Here is a 20,925-nt window from a genome sequence, read left to right as displayed (position 1 = left end):
AGTCGTGAGAGCCGGGGTTGTTTCACGTGAAACGTGTGCGCCGACTCTCTCCTGGTTTCGGATCCGATGTTCCACGTGAAACATGTCCCACCGACACGGGGATGCACCAGCCTCCGCGCGCCGTGCCGTAGCCTCACTGACGTGACGAGCAAGACCAAGAAGATCAAGAAGCCGAAGTCTGATGTTGACGTGAAGGGCGATGTTGCCAAGCCGACTCAAACCATGACCACCCGGGTGGTGGCGATCGCCAACCAGAAAGGTGGGGTGGGCAAGACCACCACCACCGTCAACCTGGGGGCGGCGCTGGCTGAACGTGACCTGCGCGTGTTGGTGATCGACCTCGACCCCCAGGGCAACGCTTCGACCGGTCTGGGGCTCGACACTCGGGCCGTGGACACCTCGATGTACGACGTGCTGCTCCACGACCAGCCGCTCGAGGACTGCATCGAGCCCACTTCCGTCAAGGGGCTTTTCGTTGCCCCCTCCAACCTTGACCTTGCGGGTGCTGAGGTGGAGTTGGTTCCGGCATTCAGTCGTGAACAGCGGCTCAAGCGGACGATCGAACCGGTCCTTGACCAGTTCGACTTCGTGCTCATCGATTGTCCCCCATCGCTCGGTCTGCTGACGGTGAACGCCTTTGCCGCAGCGTCTGAGGTGCTGGTGCCGATCCAGTGCGAGTACTACGCCCTGGAGGGTTTGGGACAACTGATCAGAAACATCGACCAGGTGCAACGAAACCTGCACCCGGAGTTGAAGCTGGGCAACCTGGTCCTGACCATGTACGACGGTCGTACCCGCCTCTCTGAGGAGGTGGCCGCCCAGGTCCGGGAGCATTTCGGGGACAAGGTTTGCCGCAACGTCATCCCTCGAAGCGTTCGCCTTTCGGAGGCACCCTCCTATGGGATGCCGATCACACTCTTCGACACGTCCTCCCGCGCCGCCGTGGCGTATCGGGAGCTGGCCAAGGAGGTTCACGAACGTGGGGCGCCGTAGTGCACTGGGTCGGGGTCTCGACTCCCTGATCCCACCAACCGAAGTCCAGCCGGAACGCCCCAGCGAGGGGTCGGCATCGGGAGATGCGACGGGCGCCGTGCCCAGGGGGGTGCTGGAAGTTGCCGTTGATGACATCCGCGCCAACCCGTTTCAGCCCCGAGTGGACTTTGACCCCGAGTCGCTCGGTGGGCTGGCGGCTTCGATCGCCGCGCTCGGGGTTCTTCAGCCCCTGCTGGTCCGTCCTGCAGCACAGGGCACCTACCACCTGATCGCAGGTGAACGTCGCTGGCGGGCCGCTCGGCAGGCAGGTCTGGCGACCGTGCCGGTTTTGATCCGGGAGGGGGACGACCAGGCGGCCCTTGAGGAGGCCCTGGTTGAAAACCTTCACCGTGAGGATCTCAATCCGCTGGAGGAGGCGGTGGGCATCCAGCAGTTGATGGACGACTTTGGCCTGTCTCAGTCCGATGCGGCCACGAGGCTTGGTCGAAGCCGTCCGGCGGTGACAAACCTGCTGCGCCTCCTGCAGTTGCCAACCGAGCTTCAGCGTCTGGTGCGTGATGGCGTGCTCAGCGCCGGCGCCGCCCGAGCGGTGCTCTCGCTGCCCGACGAGCCGTCGCGCACCGCTGTGGCTCAGCGGGCGGTTGACGACGAACTCTCAGTGCGTGCGGTGGAGGAACTGGTTCGGGCACGTCATCAACTGGCCGGGCAGGTTCCCAGTGGACGGCGTAAGTCGATCGGAGGTGGGCGTCCAAAACCGTCGGATGACCCGAGCACCGGTTCCGGAGCGCATTCGGAACAGCGCCCAGCAGGTGTGTTGGAGCTGGAGCAGCTTCTGTCCGACCGCCTGGACACGCCGGTATCGGTCGAACTCTCCTCCAAGCGTGGCCGCATCGTCGTGGAGTTCGCCGATCTGGACGATTTGGAACGCCTGTATCGCATCGTGATCGGCAACGAAGGTCCCGGGGTCAACGGGTGACCTGATCCGATGCGGACCGGGACATCCACAGATGTGGATATGGCTGTGGATCTCGCTGGGGGCGACGGCAACGACGCTGTGGATTACTCCAGGTAGCTGCCCAGCTTGGCTTCAAGCTGCGGCTTGCCCATGGCGCCGGTGATGCGAAGTTCGGGTTCGCCGTTGGAGAACACGATCATGGTGGGGATGCCCTGGATGCCGAAACGCAAGGCCAGCGCCTGCTCGGAATCGACGTCCACCTTGGCGATCCGCAGTTTGTCGCCGTGTTCTTGCGCAAGTTCCTCGAGGACCGGAGCAATCGTCTTGCACGGTCCACACCATTCCGCCCAAAAGTCCACCAGGACGGGAAGGTCGCTGCCGGTGACCTCCTCGGAAAAGCTTGAGTTGGTGAGATGGGTGATCGCTGCGGACATGGGGGCTCCGTTTTTGAGGGGTGAACTGGTGACAACGATGTGGATGGCCGCCGCATTCCCGCAGTCAAGCGGGACGAGTGGTTTGCCTATTCTCCGCGGCTCTCAAGCCAGCGTTCGGCGTCGATGGCCGCCATGCATCCACTCCCGGCCGCCGTGATGGCTTGACGGTAGGTCTCGTCCTGAACGTCGCCGCAGGCAAAGACACCCTCCACCGACGTCTGGGAACCATCGGCTTGGGTGATCAGGTAGCCGGCGTCGTCGGCATCGAGGTGGCCGATGAACAGGTCGGTGTTGGGACGGTGGCCGATGGCGACGAACAGCCCGGCCATGGGCAGCGTCCGCGTGGTACCACTGGTCACATCGCGAAGGAGCAGCCCTTCCAAGGCCTCGTCGCCAACGAGATCTTCAACCAGGGTGTTCCACACGAACGAGATCTTGGGGTGGGCCAACGCCCGTTCGGCCATGATCTTGGATGCGCGCAGCTCGCCGCGTCGGTGAATGACGGTGACCGAACCGGCCATTCGGGCCAGGAACAGCGCCTCCTCCATGGCCGAGTCGCCGCCGCCCACGACAGCAACATCGCGTTCACGGAAGAAGAAGCCGTCGCACGTGGCGCAGGTGGAGACCCCTCGGCCCATCAGGCGCCATTCGGCATCAAGGCCCAGCATGAGGGCCTGAGCGCCGGTTGCCACGATGACCGCATCGGCCGTGTAGGTGGGTTCGGCCGCGTCGGGGTCACCGACCCACAAACGGTGGGGTTCGGCGGAGAAGTCCACCTTGGACACCTTGGCGGTGATGATCTCGGTGCCGAAATGCTGCGCCTGCACCCGCATGTTGTTCATGAGATCAGGGCCTTGCACCTGATCAGGAAAGCCAGGGAAGTTCTCGACTTCGGTGGTGAGCATCAACTGCCCCCCGGGTTGGTCCGAGGTCGATGACGGCTCGCCCTCGACGAGAAGCGGTTCGAGTTGGGCCCGAGACGTGTAGATGCCGGCAGTCAGCCCCGCTGGACCAGAGCCGATGATGAGAACCTTGCGATGAATAGTGCTCATTTAGGGTGCCGTTTGGACCAAAGGAAAACGCCACCAAAACCGAAGGCCAGGCCGAGGATGAGGTAGGGGATCCAGACGCTGCCGGGGATGAAGGCATCCATGATCCGAACCAGCGCCACCAGGGTGAACACCAGGAGCGGAAGAATCAGCACTGCGATCACCGCGCCGTACACCACATATTTGGCGAGTGCGTGCGCCGGGGTCACCGTACGGTCGCGCACGCGATCGACGGTGTCGACGATCAGGTCTGCGACCTGGTCCGCCCAGTGGGCATCGCCGTGGCTTTGGGTGCCGGAGGGCCCAGCGGGCGCTGACGGTGGATCGTGTGTGGCAGCAGGTGACGTGGCCATCGTGCCAGCCTATGAGGCGCAGCGACCTCGATGCCCAGTTACGGCTGGTTCTCGGCGCAGCCGGACACGCGGAATGGCGCCACGAGCCGACACAGCCAGGTCGGGAACGTCGCAGTGTCAGCTTGGGCACCCTGGGGAGCGGGTGGCTGCGCGGCCGGAAGCCCGGTTGGTTGTGCTTCGGTCTGCGCGCCCTTCTCCTGCGCTCCGCTTTGCGCGGCGCTGTCGGAGACCGGGGCCGATTCAGCCTGCGCCGCGGTGTTGGCGGCTTCAGGGTTGGAACCCCCCATCGACTGAGCGACGACTGCTCCGCCGATGCCCACCACCAACGCCACCACCGCCGCCACCAGCCATCGAGGTGAGTTGGAACGCCGGGCCTGACGACGCTCTCGAACTTGTGCCAATTCGTCGACGGGTGCGGAGGAGGGCATCGACCCATCGGACCGTGAGTGAGGTTCATTGCCCTCGGTCAGGCGACCGTCGACGATCAGCTCGTCGAATCGGGTCAAGGAGGACGCAATGGCGGCCTCGCGGACGGAGGGCTCGGGCTGGGGTGGTGGCCCCAGCGCACCGGGGCGGAGTGGTTCGTCGCTCACGAGCGCTCCCGATCTTTGGCAGCGGGCTGCTTCTGGTGATTTGAGCCGGGATGAACCGCAATGCGACGTCGGGCGCGTGCGATGCGGCTGCGCACCGTACCGACCGGCACGCCAATCACCTCGGCAATCTCGGTGTACTCCAGGCCGCCGTATTCGGCCAGAACCAGCGGTATGCGGAACTCATCGGGCAGGGCTGCCAACGCGGCCTCCACCAGAGCCCGGTCGGCGACCGCCTGGGCGGGGTCGCCACCGTCGGGGTCGGCGCCTTGTGTGCGGCCATGGTTCAGCATCGTCTCATTGGACGTGGCACGGGCCCGCTCGAGTTCCCCCTGGCCCGGGTGTTTCTCGTCACCGGACGTTTCTCGCGGGTCGTGGGGCACGGGTCGACGTGTGCGGCGCCTCAGTTCGTCCAGCGCCGCGTTCACGGCCACCCGATGGCTCCAGGTGGTGAATTTGGCTCGTCCGTCAAACCGGGCCAGGCCTCCAACGATGCCCATCATGGTGGCCTGGGTCGCGTCATCGGCATCACCGAGGCCCACCACGCCGCGACACACGGCATAGAGCCGGTCGTAATGACGTCGCAGCAGAACCTCGATGGCGAGACGGTCCCCGCCTTGAGCCCACGCGACCAGCTCGTCGTCGGTGGCCCCGGCTCGCCGGGAAGACGTCATGATTGCTGTGAAATGATCCTGGCATCGGCGATTCGAACCGAGAACGGAAGGTCCTCGCCCGGCTTGGGGTCGCCCAGGTCGGTGATCCACAACAGGACGACCTCACCTTGCCGCCCTTGGAGGTTCACCGTGGTGTCGTCGTCGGTCACCGGGCCGATCGGCCTCGCATCGGCCCCGGAGTTTGGATCGAAGTTCGCCAGGTCCTGCTGAGTCTCCAGTACGTACACGTCGCCCGACCAGCCACGCGATGGCGAGGTGAGTTCCAAACGTTCGATGAGGGCGTCGTTCACCACCCAGGCGATGCCGACGCCGGGTTTGGTGCCCAGATCCGCAGAGCCGTAGCTCTCGGTCGACCAGCTGGTGTCGGCGTTGCCGTCATGGCTGTTCTTGAGTTCGTCCGGGTGCTCCACCTGATCGCCGGCGGGGTCGACGTCCTGGGCGCCGATGATCGTGGCCTCGACCTGGGAATTGTCCGGTTGGGTCGTCGGTGACGGCTTGGCACTTCCGCCGCTGAACAGCGTGGCCGAAACGAGCAGCGCGGTACCCACCAGCAAGATCGCCAGGGCCGGCACCAGCCACCGTCGCTCGGTGGAGAAGTTGGACGTCTCGTTCGTGGGGGTGGGATCGTCACCGCCATCGGTGGCCACCGGCATGGCATCGAGTGTGCCCACCTCACCGGTGCCCGCCTCGAGGAGTGCTCGCCGCATCGACGCGGCGTCGGGATATCGGTCGTCGGGGTTTCGAGCCAGCGCTCGGGCGATCACAGCGGCCGAGGCCCGGGGCACGGCGCTGCGCACCCGGTGGGCGTTCGGTGGGGTGACTCGAAGCCGGGCCAGCGCGACCGCTGCGTCGGTGTCGCCGGAGAACGGCAGCGACCCGGTGAGGGCCTCGTAGAGCACCAGCCCCAAGGCGTACAGGTCGGAGCGCCCATCAACCTCAGCGCCCTCCACCTGTTCCGGGGCAAGGTAGGCGGCCGTGCCCACCAGTGTGCCTTCGCGTGTCAGCCCGTCGCCTGCGGTGGCCTTGGCGATGCCGAAATCGGCGATCTTCACCCGTCCATCCCGACACAGCAGGATGTTGGCCGGTTTGATGTCACGGTGAACGAGGTCGGAAGCGTGAGCGGCGGCAAGGGCATCGCAGACCGAGGTACCGATATGCAGTGCGTCGTCGGGGCTGAGGCGCTGGTGACGGTCGAGGTGTTGGCGCAACGTGGTTCCGTCGACCAACTCCATCACGATCGCCTCGACCCCGTTCTCCGAAATGGTGTCGAAGATTGAGACGACGTTGGGATGGCCCAACCGGGCGGCGGCAATGGCCTCGCGTCGGAAGCGTTCCACCGACGTGTCGGTGGCCAGGTGCGGGTGGAGGATCTTGACTGCGACGCGACGATCCAAAACGAGGTCGGAGGCTTCCCACACCTGCGCCATCCCGCCGGTTCCAACCTTGCGTTCCAAACGGTACCGGTTGCCGAGCATGGCACCTGGCATGTAGTCGGCCGACGGGGAAGGCGAGTCGGTCGCGTTCCCGGGCATGGGGGTGAAGGCTACTGGTCCCACGCCCCATCTTGAGCCATGGCCGGGTGCCATGCATGCGAACCGTTGGTTACTTGGCCGCCTCGCGCCGTTTCGCCAGTGCCGTGCGCAGCCACCACATCCCGAGCACCAGGAGCGATGCGGCCGAGAGGGCCACCCCGACGCCCGAGAAGGCGCGCGACCGCACCTGGAACTCCTGGCGTTGAAGTACCTCGTTGCCCGACGAGGTCATCACGTCCGCAGTTACAGCAAAGACGCCGGAAGTAAGCACCTCCACCGACACCTCCGAGGTGCTCTGGCCCGGAGGCAGCACCAGATCGAGCCGGTCGTCAGGCCCTGCATCGCTCAGCCGAAGACGATCGGATCGGATTCGAAGTGAAACGGTGACCGGCTGCTGCAACTGATTGCGAAACCGAAAGGGCACCTTGGTTTTGCGTGCTGCCAAGGTGATGGTGGACACGTCCCGAAGGGTCACCGCGTCCAGAATGTCCTGGGCCGCACCCCGGGCGGACTGTGCGTAGGCCTGCGCCCGTTCGACGCTCAATCGCCGATTGGGGGCGATCAGGACCTGACGCTGGGCACTCGACAGGCCTGGATCGTCGGCCACCAGGCTGTTTGCGGCGTTGATCGCCTGCTGGGCTCGGTAGGTGGCCGGCTCCAGAGCCCCCAGGCCGAGGCTGGAGGCAGGTCGAAGCACCACATCGCGATTGGTTTGAGGCGCCTGGAGCTGCTGATTGAGGGCCGCGGCCACGCCGCTCACGCCGGTGGGTGCCAACACGCCGTCCGCCGAATTCAACGACTCGACCAGGTTGGCGATCTGCTGTCCGTCGAGCAATGGCGGGACCCGAAGCGCGACGACGTCGAAAGGCGAGGTATCAACGGGGGTGGCGGACCCGTTGGCCGGCGTCGGTGAGTTGAGCGGGTCGGCGCTCAGGATGGCCAACTCGCGGGCCACCACTGCTGCGTCAGAGGGGACCTCGTCGAGGACCGAAGCATCAAATTCGGTCATGGTCAGGGCCGGAAGCGAGCGCCGTGTCGTCGGCGCATCCGAGTCGGTGGTGAGTTCAATTTGACGAGGTGGGCGGGCCGACTCGGGTGCCGAGGTTCCGACCATTGAGAAGGCGGTGGAGGGAAGGGAGTTTGACGCTGATCCGGCCGGCTTGACCAGGATGCCGGTCGCGCCCCGGTCGGCGAGAAACCCCACCGTTGGCGCCGCCATCGTCGAATCGGTGGGTACGAGGCCGATGGCCACCTCGACGCCGAGCACGCCGGCCAGCCGGCCGGCCGCCGTGTCATAGCTGAGCGTCAATGCGGGATTCTGAGCCACGTCGGCCGCAGCCCACGCGCCGAGGTCCAACGACACGTACGGTGAGGAACTCCAGGTGACCCGATCGGCAACCTTCGTCAAGGCGGAGACCGCCTGGGTATCGGTGGCCGAGTCGGATCGTGCGAGGTCGTCAACCAGCTCGGCGGGCATGGACACCGACATGGGTGGTTCGGTCCCGTTGGGGTCGATGCCTTCGCCATCGCCCGGCAGGCCCGACAACTGGTCGGTCAGCGCAGCGAGTGTTGCAAGATCTGCCGGCGATGCCTTGATCGTGCCGTCCACCTGAAGAACCGGCGAGGCTTCCACGGTGCCAACAAGGTGCACCAGGCGCTGACGACTCGTTGGTTTCTGGGACAGGCGAACGAGCGGGATCGTCGATTCGTCGAGGACGTTGCCGTCCCGAAGGACTCGTACGCTGACCGGATAGATGCCGGTGTCTGGCAGGAAGACCCGGTCGCCACCGGTGGAGGTGGCCCGCACCGGGATCGCCACGGTGGTCTCGTCGATGGCCTGTTGGCCCGGGGTCCGAGGCGTGGTCGAGCCTGACCCCATCGCATCCAGCGCACCGATGGTGGCACGTTGTTCGGCCCGCAGGGGCGGCCCAGGCTCGACGTTCAGCGCCTCCCGCACGGCGTCGGTGTTGTTGGTCACCAGGCTGTGCACGGTCCAGGCGAGTTCGTCGGTGAGGCGCAGCCTGGATGTGTCGACGGTGAAGGTGAAGGTTCCGTCGGCCGGCACGAAGGTGGTGGTGTGCAGGATGCGCAGGGTCTCTTGTGGCGCCGCTCCCCGGCTGGTCGCAACCGCACCGTCGGCCCCGACCGCACCGCCGGTCCCGACCGGGAGCCCGATCGTGGTGAGCAGCAGCATCATCATCCCCACCACCAGCCGGTGAACCTGCCGGGTCGTCATCGTGGCGTGTCGCGTCCGGCGAGGTGGAGTTCCATGACCGTCAACGGGGCCCGACGGCGCTCGAATCCCAGTCGTTCGTACAGTCCCAGGGCCGCGGTGTTGGTGGCCTGGGTATTGACGAACGCCACCCTGGCCGAGCGGATCTTGGCCCAACCAAGAGCGTCGGCCGTCAGCGCCCGACCCAGACCCACGCCCTGGTGTGCCGGGTCCACGGCCAGACGTTGGATGAAGGCCTCGGCACCGGCGAGCCCGACCACGCTGTAGGCCACTACCCCGCCGGCATCACGAATCAGGCGCCCTCGGGCGCGCGGTGTTGCGCCGAACGCCTCATCCAGGCCGCCGGAGTCCAGTTGCCAGAACTCCTCGAACGAGCGCTGGTCGACCTCGAGTACCTCGTTGCGGTAGCGAAGTCGAAACGATCGCAACCTGTAGGCCGGCGCCACGGGCACCTCGATCAGGTCGTGTGCGAGCACGACCAGCTCCTCCACAGGTTCGAATCCGTGATGGACGAAGGGAAACAAGTCGTCCCGGTGCAATGCCGCAGTGAGGATTCGGTCAAAGCCGCGCTCGGTTGCGTCGGCCACGCACCGACCCACGCCTGCCACGCTGGGATGCGCGCCGCGGGCATCCACCGCCAGCTGGGCGGTCATGGGAACACCTCGCCATGGCGTGACCCGGAAGCGTTCTCCGCGCCAGGCGAGTGTTGAGGAGCGGGCCATGGTGCTCGTGGTGAACCTCGTGATGGGACGTGGTGGGTGAGCCGGTGGTGCCCGGTGAGGACCCCGGGTTCGAGGATAGTGCTCTCAGCGGTCTGCCGACTTGCTCTCGGGTTGCGGTCGGCGCGATCTGACGCCCTGGTGCTCCGCTACGGTGAGCGCACCCAACAAAGGGAGCTCCAATGACGGTGCTGGTGGTCCGAAGCGAGTCATCCGTCCGCCACGACACCGGCCAATGGCATCCCGAACGGGCCGCCCGGCTCACGGCGACCACGGCGGCGCTCAGCGACCCGGAGCTGGATGGGGCACTGCGATTCGTCGAGGCTCGCCAGGCCACCGACGATGAGCTGCACATGGTGCACACACCCGAACACGTGGCCCGTATCCGGGTGGTGTGCGGCTCGGGCGGTGGGTCGCTGGATGCCGACACGCCGGTGGTGGCCGCATCACTACCGGCAGCGCTATTTGGCGCGGGGTCGGGCTTGTCCGCCATCGAGCTGCTTGACGCCGAGGGTTCCGGAACGACGGCACGAGACCTGGACTCGGCCTTCTGTGTGGTGCGGCCCCCCGGGCACCACGCCACCCACACCACCGCAATGGGGTTTTGTCTGTTCAACAATGTGGCGGTGAGCGCCGCCGCGCTGGCCCAGCGGGGCGAGCGGGTGTTGATCGCTGACTTCGACGCCCACCACGGCAATGGCACCCAGGACATCTTCTATGACCGGGATGACGTGATGGTGGTGAGCTGGCACGAGTGGCCGCAGTATCCCGGCACTGGGGCATTGGGCGAGATGGGGCGGGGCGCCGGCTTGGGCAACACCGTCAACGTGCCGCTGCCATCGGGGGCCACCATCGAGCACTATCTGGCGTCGCTGGCCGGGCCCGTGGGGGCGGCCATCGAGGCGTTCGACCCCACGTGGGTGTTGATCTCCGCCGGCTACGATGCTCATCGTCGGGACCCGCTTTGTGGTCTGGCACTCACCGACGCCGACTTCGGCTTGTTGACCACTGAGCTGATGGGCTGGTCGAGGCCGGGACGCCGCATCCTGTTTCTCGAGGGAGGCTACGACCTGGAGGGTCTGAGGGACTCGGTGCGCGCCACGCTGTCGTCCCTCACCGATGCGGGGCTGGATCCCGTCGATGGGTATTCCGGTGGTGGCCCGGGCTCGGAGCTGGTGGCGAACCTTACCGAGGCTCGAGCCCGGCTTGGACTCCCGACATAGCCACGACCGCCAACCACAGCAAGTGGGGTGATCATCAAAGCGCTTGTAGCGTTCTCCGGGTGATTCCACCCCGACTGGCGACTCTGCTGGACCAACTCGCTCCTCTGGCCGAGCGCTTCGCCGGCCGCGGGCACCGCCTCTATCTGGTTGGGGGGTCGGTTCGCGACCTGCTGCTTGGCAGCGACCGCCTGCCCGACGACCTTGACTTCACCACCGAGGCGTCGCCGGAGGCGATCAAAGCGGCGCTGGATGGCTGGGTCGACGCGTTGTGGACCCAGGGCGAGCGTTTCGGCACGATCGGCGCCAAGGTCTTCGGCGTCACGGTGGAGATCACCACGCATCGGGCCGAGGTGTACCACCCTGCGAGTCGAAAGCCGGAGGTGACCTTCTCCACCAACATCATCGACGATTTGGCCCGGCGGGACTTCACGGTGAACGCCATGGCACTCGAAGTGACGGGATCCGCCCCCGAGCTGATCGATCCCTTCGAAGGCGCGGCCGACCTGGCGGCATCCAGGCTGGTGACTCCATCGGGCCCTCACATCTCCTTTGGTGAGGACCCGCTGCGCATGATGCGAGCCGCCCGCTTCATCGCCTCTCATGGGCTGGTGCCCGACGACGACATCGTCGCGGCGTGCACCGAGATGGCCGAGCGGCTGTCGATCGTGTCGGCGGAGCGCATTCGGGACGAGCTGAACAAGTTGATCGTTGTTCCCGATCCCTCGCCGGGGCTGTGGTTTCTGCACGACACCAACCTGGCGGACCAGTTCTTCCCCGAGCTGCCGGCCATGCGGGTGGAACAGGATCCCATCCACCGGCACAAGGATGTGCTGGCCCACACCATCGCCGTGGTGGCCAAGACCCAACCCGAACTGATCGTTCGTCTCGGGGCGCTGTTTCACGACGTCGGAAAGCCGGATACTCGCTCGTTTGACTCGGGCAAGGTGAGCTTTCACCACCATGAGGTCGTTGGCGCACGCATGACCAAACGGCGGATGCGGGAGTTGAAGTACTCCAATGAACTGGTGGCCGATGTGAGCCGGCTGGTGTACCTGCACCTGCGGTTTCACACCTACCAGATGGGTTGGACCGACTCGGCGGTTCGTCGCTTCGTGCGCGATGCCGGCCCGCTGTTGGACCGCTTGATCGACCTCACACGGTCGGATTGCACCACCCGAAATCGTCGCAAAGCCGAGCAGCTCAGCGACCGCATGGATTCCCTCGAGGAGCGCATTGCGGTCCTGGCTGCCGAGGAGGAGTTGGCGGCCCTCCGACCGGACCTTGACGGCAAGGACGTCATTCGGCTGTTGGGTATCGAACCGGGTCCGGTCGTGGGCCGGGCACTGGCCCACCTGTTGGAGCTGCGCCTTGAGCACGGCCCGCTTGAACCCGAACGGGCCGAGGTGGAGCTACGGGCGTGGTGGGCCGGGCAGAACGCCTGAAGAGGCGGACTGCTCAGCGGCCGTCCTTGCGACCCCGAAAGATGACGGTCTCGGGCAACCAGCGACGGGCGGGGTGGCAATGCTGAGAGTTGGCGGAGCCGGGAACCGGAAACGGTTCGGCCAGCGTGTCGACCCGGAAATTGGCCCGTCCCAACATGGTGAACACCTCGGCGATTGGGTGCAACAACACCTCGCCCTGTTCCCCCGCCACCCGCCACCGGATGGTGCCGGCGGACGGGTACGGCGTGGATAAGACCGGTCGCTCGTAGTCGTCCGGCTCGGTGAGGTGCGCCACCGGGTGCGGAAGCGACAGCAGGAACGCCCCATCCGGCCGCAGCACCCGATGCACCTGGCGAAAGACCCGGCTGGGGTCGAGCTCCTGGGCCATGGCATAGATCGACACGCACAGGTCCACGCTGTCGGCCCGAATGAAGGCCAGGTCGGCGAGGTCGGCCTGATGAAACTCCACCCTGACCTCGGCGTCCTCGGCCAGCGCCCGAGCGCGACTGAGCCGGGCAGGAGACGGCTCGACCGCGATCACCCGCGCCCCGGCCCGGGCCATGGCCACCGAGCCGGCCCCCGCTCCGGCCCCAAGCTCGAGCACCCGTCGCCCCTCCAGATTGCCCAGGAGGCGTTGGTGGGTGGAATGGTCAAGGTCGGGGCCAAACTCGACGAAGTTGGTCTGCTGGCTGAGACCGTGGGGGAAGCTGGTGGGTGGAAGCCCCGGGGGCGGGGTTCCCGGGGCCAGGAGCAGCGGGCGCGGGCCGAGGTTGCCGGCCGACGGGTGACGGCGGGTGCGGTGCAACACGGTGCGATTGTCGAGGCTGGACACGATCCCAGTCTGTCGCTGTGACCGGCCTGGTGGGGTGATGGTGATGGCCGGGGCTGGAGGCGGGGTGATGCCAGGTGTTCGTGACGCCGCCGGTTCTGGTTCGCTGAGTCGAGGGGTAGGTTGTCGAACCGTGGAGCAGCTTTTTGCCCGGCTTCAAGGGCGCACGTCGCCCTCGGGGGAGGTGGACTATCGCCTCACGCGCCGGTCCACGCTTCGCAGCCTGGCCGCCGGCGAGGTTGACCGCGCCGAGGTGTGCGATGCCCAACGGGAGTTGATGCGGGTGGCGTTGGGCTGCTCGGAATCGGCGGGGGAGGAGTGCCCGGTGTGCAGGTCGCCGGATCGTCTGCGCCTCGTCCGGTTCGTTTTTGGGCCCCGTCTTCCCTCGGGCGGCCGAGTGGTGGCCTCGGCCAAGGAAATGAACCGAATCGGACGTCGAAAAGGTGATTTTCGGTGTTACGTGGTGGAGGTTTGTACCTCGTGCGCATGGAATCACCTGCTGCGAAGCTTCGTGATTCCGTCCGTCATCTCACCAGGTTGGGTGTCCCCAACCTGAGTGCCAAATGGCACGTCTAAGGGGTGTGCTCCCCGTCAGCCCGCCGCAGCGGCCAAAATGGAAGCGTCATGTCCTCCCAGCCCCCCGCCCGCCGCAGCCTGTTTTGGCGGAGCCGCCGTTTTTGGTTTGCAGCAGTGGTCGTCGTCGTACTGGGTGCCGGCGGTGTGTGGCGCCTGCTCGACCAGGTCGATCTCCCCGAAGAGATCACCAATCCGTTGGCGAACACCTCCTTGATCTGCGACGCGTCGGTGCCGGTTGGCACCTGCAGCATCGACAATGCGGCCGGGCAGATCTTCTCCGGCACGGAAAGCAGTCCGCTGGCCTACGACGACATTCCCATGGTGGTGAAGCAGGCGGTGGTGGCCTCGGAGGACCGCAAGTTCTTTGAGCACCAAGGTCTCGATCCCTTCGGTATCGCCCGCGGTCTCTACCAAAACTCGAAGGGCGGAGGCAGCCTGCAGGGCGGCTCCACGATTACCCAGCAGTACGTGAAGTTGGCCTACTTGACCAACAAGCGCTCGTTGGTGCGCAAGGTGCAGGAATCGGTGCTGGCGATCAAGCTCGAGCGCTCGATGACCAAGCAGAAGATCCTTGAGAACTACCTGAATCAGGCCTTCTACGGGCGCTCGGCCACGGGCATCGAAGCGGCGGCCCGGGTGTACTTCGACAAGCCGGCGTCCGAGCTCACAGCTTCGGAGGCGGCTTTTCTGGTGGGGTTGGTGCGAAACCCGGCTCGGGCCGAACCCACCGAACATCAAGAGACAGCGGTTCAGGTGCGCAATTCGGTGCTCGCGGCCATGGTGGAGGAGGGGTATCTGCCCAAGGCCGACTACGAACGGGAAAAGAAGCTGTTGGTGGTGACCTCCGACCGACAAGCCGGTGACGTCAACCGAAACACACCGCGCAACTTCACCGGCATTCCAAAGGACCTCAAGGACGCGGGTTACGAGTTCATCCTGGTGCAGGCCCGCGATCAGGCGAAGAAGCTCTTGGGTGGGGACGCTCAGGCCAAGGAACTGGTCAACGAGGGGGGCGTTCGCATCTACACGACGATCAACCCCGAGTGGCAGAAGAAGGCCTATGCAGCCATCTATGGCCGCCTCCCGGACCCGGCGGGTGATCCGGACGGCGCCATGGTGACCCTGGACAAGTTCGGGGCCGTGCGGGTGATGGTGGGGGGCCGCGACTACGACCGCAGCCAGGTGAACCTGGCTTTGGGGTCCGAAGGCGGCGGATCCGGGCGTCAGCCGGGCTCGACGTTCAAGGCGATCGTTCTGGCCGAGTACATCCGGCAGGGCTACAGCCTGGACAGTACCTACGACGCCCCGCCCCGGTTGATGGTGCCCGGAGCCAACATCGACGGCACCGACTGGAAGGTGGACAACTACGGCTTCCTCGATGCCGGTCGGGTGACCGTTCGACAGGCGACCAAGAAGTCGATCAACACCGCCTACGCCCAGATGATGGAGACCGTGACCCCCGAGCAGGTGGTCAAGCTGGCCGCTGAGCTGGGCCTGGGCAAGTTCAATCCCGACCCGTCCCTGGTGCTGGGCACCAGCGAAGTGTCGCCGGAGGCGTTGGCGGCCGCCTACCTCACCTTTGACAATGACGGTACCTACACCGAACCGTTCCTGGTCTCCCACATCGACGGACCCGACGGCACGAAGCTGTGGGACGTCGGCGACACCGGCAACATCACCCGTCGTTCCGTGATGGACCCGGCCGTGGCGAAGTCGGTGTCATCGGCGCTGCGAGGAGTGGTGACCGACGATGGTTCGGGTCGCAACTCGGCGCTGGCCATCACCCAGTCCGCCGGTAAGACCGGCACGACACAGGACAGCCGCGACGCGTGGTTTGCCGGGTTCACCTGCAACATCGCCAACGTGGTGTGGATGGGCTACCCGGCGGGTCAGCAGAAGATGACCAACGTCGATGGCGAGAAGACGGTCACCGGCTCCAACGTTCCAGCACGGATCTGGCATGACCTGATGAGCCAGGTGGCCGACGACGATCCGGGCTGCGAGTTTGCCGTGGCCAACGGGGGACCCAAGGTCGAGACCGGACCGGACCAGCCGCGGATCCCGGTCACCGACAAGGATGGCAACCTCGTGTTGGATGACGAGGGTGTGCCCGAGTACGCGGGTCCGTTTGGTGTGCCGGGGGTACCCACCGACGGTGGTGCGGCCGCGGGGGGCTCGTCGTCCACGGGAACCACAGGAGGTTCGTCGAGTGGGTCGGGCACGTCGCCGACGGGCGCCGGACCCAGCTTGAGCACCTCCGGTGGCTCATCATCGACGGGCGGTGGTTCGCCGGCCGGTTCGACTACCGACGGGTCTGCACCCGCCAACCCCGAACCGCCCGCTCCGGAGGCGACTGCAGCGCCCACCCCGACGTCCGATGCACCGCCGGCACCCGAAGTCGGTGACACCACCGGGGGCACAACCGGGGGCACAACCGGGGGCACAACCGATGGCTCGACCACCGGCGGAACCGGTGACACGGGCGGGACCGCCGACGGGTCCGACGCCGGGTAGGCGCGTCAGCCCGGTTTGACCGCCAGGTGTGGATAGTTGGCCACGCAGGCTGCGCACCACACCTCGATTTCGTTATCAATGGTGGCCGCATCAAGGTCGGAGGGCGATTCCGGGCTGCAATAAACCCGCTGCACCGGTTCGGTGGGGAGGCCGGTCGACCCGCAGTTTTGGCAGTCGGTGTCCGACGACGACGGGTCCCGGACCGTTGGGTTCATGCGTGGAACGATACCCGCGGAAACACGGACACCTCCCTTGGGTGACCTGCGGGCGGGAGCGCCGATCGGCGGGTGCTTTGCTGGGCTATGCTGATCCATTCCGGCCGGCAGCCTTCGGGCGCTGGACCCTAGGAGGCAAAATGAGTGACCGTCCGACCGTTCCTCAGATTCGCGCCCGCAAGGTGCGTGACGGCGCCGAGCCGCTGGTGATGATTACGGCGCACGACGCCCCGACGGCCCGCATCGCCGATGCCGGCGGTGTCGACATGATCCTCGTCGGAGACTCGTTGGCCATGGTTGCCCTCGGATACGAGGACACCCTTCAGGTGACCATCGACGACATGGTGCATCACACCGCAGCGGTCGCTCGGGCCAGGCCTGAGGCGCTCGTCGTGGGCGACCTGCCATGGATGAGCTACCACACCGGTCGTCATGATGCGGTGCGCAACGCCGCGTCGCTGATCCGTGCCGGTGCCCAAGCGGTCAAGTTGGAGGGTGGCGCCAAGCGGGTGTCGGTGATCGATGCCATCGTCGATGCTGAGATTCCCGTCATGGGTCACCTGGGGTTGACCCCCCAGTCGATGCACGCGCTTGGCGGGTTTCGGGTGCAGGCCAAGAGTTCCGATGCGGCCATGGCCCTGGTGGAGGAGGCCAAGGCGCTCGAGCACGCGGGTTGCTTCGCCATCGTGTTGGAGGCGATCCCCGATGTGGTGGCCAACCTGGTCACGGAGTCGGTCAACGTTCCCACCATCGGCATTGGCGCCGGCTCGGGAACCGACGGTCAGGTGCTGGTGTTTGGGGACCTCCTGGGTCTCGACCCGGCCCGTCCCCCCAAGTTCGTGCGGCGCTATGCGCAGGGCTTCGAACTGCTCTCGGGAGCCGTCGGCGAGTACGTGGTCGATGTGAGGTCGGGCGCCTTTCCCTCCGAGGCCGAGACCTACCATGCGTCGCAGGCCACCACCGACACGCTGGCGATCTACGGCGGCGGTCGGTAGCCGTCGACTCGCTGCTCCCGCCTCACGGTGGGGGTGCGGGTACCGGGGTGCACGACCCAGCCGATTGTCACCGTGCTCTGTCATGCTGACCCGATGAGGAAGTTGGTATTCCAACGCCCTATGCTCGGCGCCTTGCGCAATCCCCTGGCCCCGGAGATTCCGGGGTCCGAACGGCCGAGTGCCGTGGTCCACAGGGAGGTACATATATGAACCGCGCTTACGAGTTGATGGTGATCATCGATGCCGATGTTGCCGACGCTGAAAACAAGGTCGTCGTCGATCGGGTCGAAGAATTGATCGGAGCGGCCGGCGGAGAGCTGTCCAGCACCGATCGGTGGGGGCGACGCAAGTTCGCCTACCTGATCAACCATAAGGCAGAGGGGTACTACGTGGTGTTCGAGTTCACGGCCGACCCGGCCAAACTCGACCCCATGGACCGCTTTCTCAGGCTGGCGGACGAGGTCGTCCGTCACAAGCTGATCCGACTGCCCGAGGCCGAGGCTGAGCGCCGCAGCCTGGCCGCGATGGCAGCGGAGGACTGAGGAGGTCCGTCATGGCAACCAACACCGTCACCATCATCGGCAACGTCACCCGTGACCCTGAGCTGAGGTTCACCCCCAGCGGTCAGGCCGTCGCCAACTTTGGCGTTGCAGTCAATCGACGCTGGCAGAACCGCCAGACCAACGAGTGGGAAGAGGCCACGTCGTTTTTCGACATCGTGGCCTGGGCACAACTTGGTGAGAACGTGTCCGAATCCTGCCCCAAAGGCACGCGGGTGATCGTTACCGGTCGCCTGGACCAGCGCAGCTGGGACGGCCCCGAGGGCGATCGGCGCTCCAAGGTGGAGATTGTGGCCGACGAGATCGCCCCCAGCCTTCGGTGGGCGTCCGCTCAGGTCACCAAAAACGAAAAGCGCAGCGCCGGCGACGCCGGACCCGGTGGAGGTGGCGGCAGTGCCGCAGCCCCGCCGCCGAGTGCACCCCCCGCTGGATACAACTACGACGAGGAGCCCTTCTAATGGCACGACCACGCCGCCCCAAGCCCAAAGAGTCGGGCCGTCGCACCAAGAAAAAGGTGTCGATTCTCAACACGGAGAGCATCGAGTACGTCGATTGGAAGGACGTCAACCTGCTGCGTCGCTTCCAGTCCGACCGAGCCAAGATCCGTGCCCGCCGAGTAACCGGCAACAACACCCAGCAGCAGCGCCAGGTGGCGGTTGCCATCCGCAGCGCTCGCGAGATGGCTCTGTTGCCGTACACGAACCGCGTGACCACCCATCGGGGTGGCGGCGGTGGCCGTGGCGGCCGTGACCGTGACGATCGCGGTGATCGTGGCGACCGCGGTGATCGCGGGGATCGTGGCGACCGCGGAGATCGCGGGGATCGCGGTGACCGTGGCGGGTCCGCTTCGACCGGTGACGACGCCTCCTCAACGGAGTCGAGCCCACTGGAGACCACGGAGGTCACGTCGTGAAGCTGATCCTGCGAGCCGACCTGGCCGATTTGGGAAAGCGGGGCGACCTTGTTGAAGTCGCTGACGGGTATGCCCGCAACTACCTGATCCCGCAGCACCTTGCCATGCCGTCCACCGCCGGCGCCGCCGCTCAGGCCGACGCCATGCGTCGCGGTCGCGACCAGCGCGATGCCGCAGCGCGTGAGGAGGCCGAGGACATGGCGAAGAAGTTGGTGACCGCGGCCATCACGATCCCAGCCAAGGCCGGTGACTCGGGCAAGCTCTTTGGTTCGATCACCAACGCGGATGTGGCTGAGGCCATCGAGGAGCAAACCGGCTTTTCGATCGATCGGAAGCACATTTCGATCGAGGATCAACACCTGCGCACCCTGGGCGCCCACACCGTCACCGTGCAGCCGCACAACGACGTGGCGTTCCCGGTGAATGTTGAGGTCGTCGCCGCCTAGCGGTTGACCCCGGCAGTACCCGCCCGTCAGAGCGCGGGTGGGATCGTGAAAAGATTTCCACAGGTCCTCCACAGCTGTGGAGGACCTGTGCGTTTTGTTGACCGGTACCCGCAGACTCCTCCCAACGATCCACAGTTGGTGTGGACAACGGTGTTCTGCCTGTGACCTTCTTTGACTGTCACCGGCACGGGTCACAATGGCCTGAGCACACCCGGAGACCAACGGAGATCGTATGGGCGCAGCAGTTCTCATGAGCCGAGCTCAACGATGACGGCAACATTCTCACAACGCGCCGAGCCGCAAGGTGCCAACGGCGGTTCCGGCGGACCGGTTCGGATTGCCGGACATTCCGGCCGCCAGCCTCCGCACAACCTGGCGGCAGAACGGTCGCTACTGGGCGCGATGTTGCTGAGTCCTTCGGCCATCGGCGATGCGATGCAACGCTTGGAGGCAGCCGATTTTTATCAACCGTCCCACAGCCACGTGTTCGATGCCATCGCCGGTCTCTACGCCGCGGGTTCGCCGGTCGACTCCGTCTTGGTGGCCGACCAACTGACCCGCAACGGCCTGCTGGACGCCATCGGCGGCGCCGGCACGCTCATCGAGTTGCAGGGCTCGGCGGCAGCGGTGTCCAACGCGGTCCATTACGCCAAGGTGGTCGAGGAGAACGCCCTCCTGCGGCGTCTGATCGCGACCGCGTCGGAGATCTCCGAGTTGGGCTTTCAACCGGCCGACGACGTGGCCTCCACCATGGATACCGCCGAGTCGCTGATCTACCGGGTTGCCCAGCGCCGGGTCACCGACACCCTGGTGCCGTTGCGTGATCTGCTGGGCGACACGCTCGATCGATTCGAGCAGATGTACGAGCAGGCGGGTGCGGTCACCGGCACCCCCACGGGCTTCACCGACCTGGACACCAAGCTCTATGGCCTCCAACCCGGCGCGCTGATCGTGCTTGGGGCCCGTCCGGCCATGGGAAAGACCGCCCTGGCCCTGGCCATCGCACGCAACGCGGCGATGGCATCGGGCAAGTCGGCGGTGTACTTCAGCCTGGAAATGAGCCATCTCGAGCTCACCCAGCGCCTGGTCTCCATGGACGCGCGGGTCGACTCCAGCCACCTGCGGAACGGCAAGGTGTCCGACGCGGACTGGAACCGCATCACCCGTTCGTTGGGGCGCCTGGGCGACGCCGATTTGTGGATCGATGACAACGCCAACCTGACCGTGATGGAATTGCGGGCAAAAGCCCGCCGGCTCAAATCGGAGCTGGGCGGATCCCTTGGCCTGATCGTCGTCGATTACCTCCAATTGATGAGTGGGCCGGGCAGGGCCGAAAACCGTCAAACCGAGATCGCCGAGATCAGCCGCGGCCTCAAGGTGCTGGCACGTGAGATCGACACGCCGGTGCTGGCGCTGTCCCAGCTGTCCCGCTCGCTGGAGCAGCGGGCCGACAAGCGCCCCATGCTGTCGGACCTGCGGGAGTCGGGCTCGATCGAACAGGACGCCGACGTGGTGCTGTTCCTCTACCGGGACGAGGTGTACAACCCGGACACCCCCGATGCCGGCCTGGCCGAGGTGAACATCTCCAAGCACCGGGCCGGTCCCACCGGCACCTGCCGTCTGGTGTTCCTGCCCCACCACACCCTGTTTGAGAACGAGGCACGGGAAGAGGGGTAGGCC

The 20,925-nt window shown here is 66.0% G+C and carries 21 protein-coding genes and 1 pseudogene; 12 read left to right on the top strand and 10 right to left on the bottom strand.

Features of this window, described 5'->3' with window-relative positions; all coding sequences use genetic code 11:
* Nucleotides 1-141: 141 nt before the first annotated feature.
* The gene (locus MPARV_RS0116055; RefSeq protein ID WP_012223508.1) at nt 142-993 is read left to right on the top strand and encodes a ParA family protein; all 852 of its coding nucleotides are present in this window, start codon (nt 142-144) and stop codon (nt 991-993) included.
* Nucleotides 980-1,969, top strand: a complete 990-nt coding sequence (locus MPARV_RS0116050; protein ID WP_031278913.1) for a ParB/RepB/Spo0J family partition protein — start codon at nt 980-982, stop codon at nt 1,967-1,969. Before MPARV_RS0116055 ends, MPARV_RS0116050 begins: the two co-directional genes overlap by 14 nt.
* A gap of 83 nt (nt 1,970-2,052) precedes the next feature.
* On the opposite strand, the gene trxA is transcribed toward MPARV_RS0116050, so the two are convergent.
* From trxA to MPARV_RS21585, 8 genes are all read right to left on the bottom strand, one after another.
* A complete protein-coding gene (gene trxA / locus MPARV_RS0116045; RefSeq protein WP_012223506.1) occupies nt 2,053-2,382 on the bottom strand; it encodes a thioredoxin in 330 nt (109 codons plus the stop codon).
* Between the two features lie 86 nt (nt 2,383-2,468).
* Nucleotides 2,469-3,434 (bottom strand): thioredoxin-disulfide reductase, encoded by a 966-nt coding sequence (gene trxB, locus MPARV_RS0116040; protein ID WP_012223505.1) that lies wholly within the window; start codon nt 3,432-3,434, stop codon nt 2,469-2,471.
* A complete protein-coding gene (locus tag MPARV_RS0116035; RefSeq protein WP_012223503.1) occupies nt 3,431-3,784 on the bottom strand; it encodes a hypothetical protein in 354 nt (117 codons plus the stop codon). The genes trxB and MPARV_RS0116035 overlap by 4 nt, the downstream gene beginning before the upstream one ends.
* Before the next feature lie 38 nt (nt 3,785-3,822).
* Nucleotides 3,823-4,377 (bottom strand): hypothetical protein, encoded by a 555-nt coding sequence (locus MPARV_RS0116030; protein ID WP_020378991.1) that lies wholly within the window; start codon nt 4,375-4,377, stop codon nt 3,823-3,825.
* A complete protein-coding gene (locus MPARV_RS0116025) occupies nt 4,374-5,048 on the bottom strand; it encodes an RNA polymerase sigma factor (protein ID WP_020378990.1) in 675 nt (224 codons plus the stop codon). The genes MPARV_RS0116030 and MPARV_RS0116025 overlap by 4 nt, the downstream gene beginning before the upstream one ends.
* A complete protein-coding gene (locus MPARV_RS22990; RefSeq protein WP_012223497.1) occupies nt 5,045-6,580 on the bottom strand; it encodes a protein kinase domain-containing protein in 1,536 nt (511 codons plus the stop codon). The genes MPARV_RS0116025 and MPARV_RS22990 overlap by 4 nt, the downstream gene beginning before the upstream one ends.
* A 70-nt stretch (nt 6,581-6,650) precedes the next feature.
* On the bottom strand, nt 6,651-8,816 hold the full coding sequence (locus tag MPARV_RS0116015) for a DUF6049 family protein (RefSeq protein ID WP_020378989.1): 2,166 nt from the start codon (nt 8,814-8,816) through the stop codon (nt 6,651-6,653).
* Nucleotides 8,813-9,466 carry a GNAT family N-acetyltransferase gene (locus tag MPARV_RS21585; RefSeq protein ID WP_012223493.1) on the bottom strand — a complete coding sequence of 218 codons (654 nt, stop codon included), beginning with the start codon at nt 9,464-9,466 and terminating at the stop codon, nt 8,813-8,815. Before MPARV_RS21585 ends, MPARV_RS0116015 begins: the two co-directional genes overlap by 4 nt.
* A 248-nt stretch (nt 9,467-9,714) precedes the next feature.
* Between MPARV_RS21585 and MPARV_RS0116005 the strand changes: the two genes are divergently transcribed.
* Both MPARV_RS0116005 and MPARV_RS0116000 read left to right on the top strand, forming a co-directional pair.
* Nucleotides 9,715-10,755, top strand: coding sequence for a histone deacetylase family protein (locus MPARV_RS0116005; protein WP_020378988.1), 1,041 nt, complete (start codon nt 9,715-9,717; stop codon nt 10,753-10,755).
* 59 nt (nt 10,756-10,814) lie between these two features.
* Complete coding sequence (locus MPARV_RS0116000; RefSeq protein ID WP_012223488.1) at nt 10,815-12,197, top strand: CCA tRNA nucleotidyltransferase; 1,383 nt, start codon at nt 10,815-10,817, stop codon at nt 12,195-12,197.
* Nucleotides 12,198-12,210: 13 nt separating this feature from the next.
* Here the strand turns inward: MPARV_RS0116000 and MPARV_RS22985 are convergent, their stop codons facing one another.
* On the bottom strand, nt 12,211-13,029 hold the full coding sequence (locus tag MPARV_RS22985; RefSeq protein ID WP_012223487.1) for a class I SAM-dependent methyltransferase: 819 nt from the start codon (nt 13,027-13,029) through the stop codon (nt 12,211-12,213).
* A gap of 130 nt (nt 13,030-13,159) precedes the next feature.
* Here MPARV_RS22985 and MPARV_RS0115990 point away from each other — a divergent pair, with 130 nt between their 5' ends.
* Both MPARV_RS0115990 and MPARV_RS0115985 read left to right on the top strand, forming a co-directional pair.
* On the top strand, nt 13,160-13,582 hold the full coding sequence (locus MPARV_RS0115990) for a DUF5318 family protein (RefSeq protein WP_020378987.1): 423 nt from the start codon (nt 13,160-13,162) through the stop codon (nt 13,580-13,582).
* A 68-nt stretch (nt 13,583-13,650) separates the two neighbouring features.
* Nucleotides 13,651-16,116 carry a transglycosylase domain-containing protein gene (locus MPARV_RS0115985; protein WP_020378986.1) on the top strand — a complete coding sequence of 822 codons (2,466 nt, stop codon included), beginning with the start codon at nt 13,651-13,653 and terminating at the stop codon, nt 16,114-16,116.
* Between the two features lie 5 nt (nt 16,117-16,121).
* Here MPARV_RS0115985 and MPARV_RS0115980 read toward each other — a convergent pair whose 3' ends face one another.
* A complete protein-coding gene (locus MPARV_RS0115980; RefSeq protein ID WP_012223481.1) occupies nt 16,122-16,331 on the bottom strand; it encodes a hypothetical protein in 210 nt (69 codons plus the stop codon).
* Nucleotides 16,332-16,471: 140 nt separating this feature from the next.
* Here MPARV_RS0115980 and panB point away from each other — a divergent pair, with 140 nt between their 5' ends.
* From panB to dnaB, 6 genes and pseudogenes are all read left to right on the top strand, one after another.
* Complete coding sequence (gene panB / locus MPARV_RS0115975; protein ID WP_020378985.1) at nt 16,472-17,326, top strand: 3-methyl-2-oxobutanoate hydroxymethyltransferase; 855 nt, start codon at nt 16,472-16,474, stop codon at nt 17,324-17,326.
* Nucleotides 17,327-17,532: 206 nt separating this feature from the next.
* Nucleotides 17,533-17,868, top strand: a complete 336-nt coding sequence (gene rpsF / locus MPARV_RS0115970) for a 30S ribosomal protein S6 (protein WP_012223476.1) — start codon at nt 17,533-17,535, stop codon at nt 17,866-17,868.
* An 11-nt stretch (nt 17,869-17,879) separates the two neighbouring features.
* A complete protein-coding gene (gene ssb / locus MPARV_RS0115965; RefSeq protein WP_012223475.1) occupies nt 17,880-18,344 on the top strand; it encodes a single-stranded DNA-binding protein in 465 nt (154 codons plus the stop codon).
* Nucleotides 18,344-18,589, top strand: a pseudogene (rpsR, locus tag MPARV_RS25695) (30S ribosomal protein S18); the annotation flags it as partial. The gene ssb and the pseudogene rpsR, both read left to right, overlap by 1 nt.
* Before the next feature lie 206 nt (nt 18,590-18,795).
* Entirely contained in the window at nt 18,796-19,245 is a 450-nt protein-coding gene (rplI, locus tag MPARV_RS0115955) for a 50S ribosomal protein L9 (RefSeq protein WP_012223471.1), read from the top strand.
* A 267-nt stretch (nt 19,246-19,512) separates the two neighbouring features.
* The gene (gene dnaB / locus MPARV_RS0115950) at nt 19,513-20,922 is read left to right on the top strand and encodes a replicative DNA helicase (protein ID WP_012223468.1); all 1,410 of its coding nucleotides are present in this window, start codon (nt 19,513-19,515) and stop codon (nt 20,920-20,922) included.
* Nucleotides 20,923-20,925 lie beyond the last annotated feature (3 nt).

Source organism: Candidatus Microthrix parvicella Bio17-1 (genome assembly GCF_000299415.1).
Classification (GTDB): domain Bacteria; phylum Actinomycetota; class Acidimicrobiia; order Acidimicrobiales; family Microtrichaceae; genus Microthrix; species Microthrix parvicella.
This window is presented reverse-complemented; position numbering and strand designations above follow the sequence as displayed.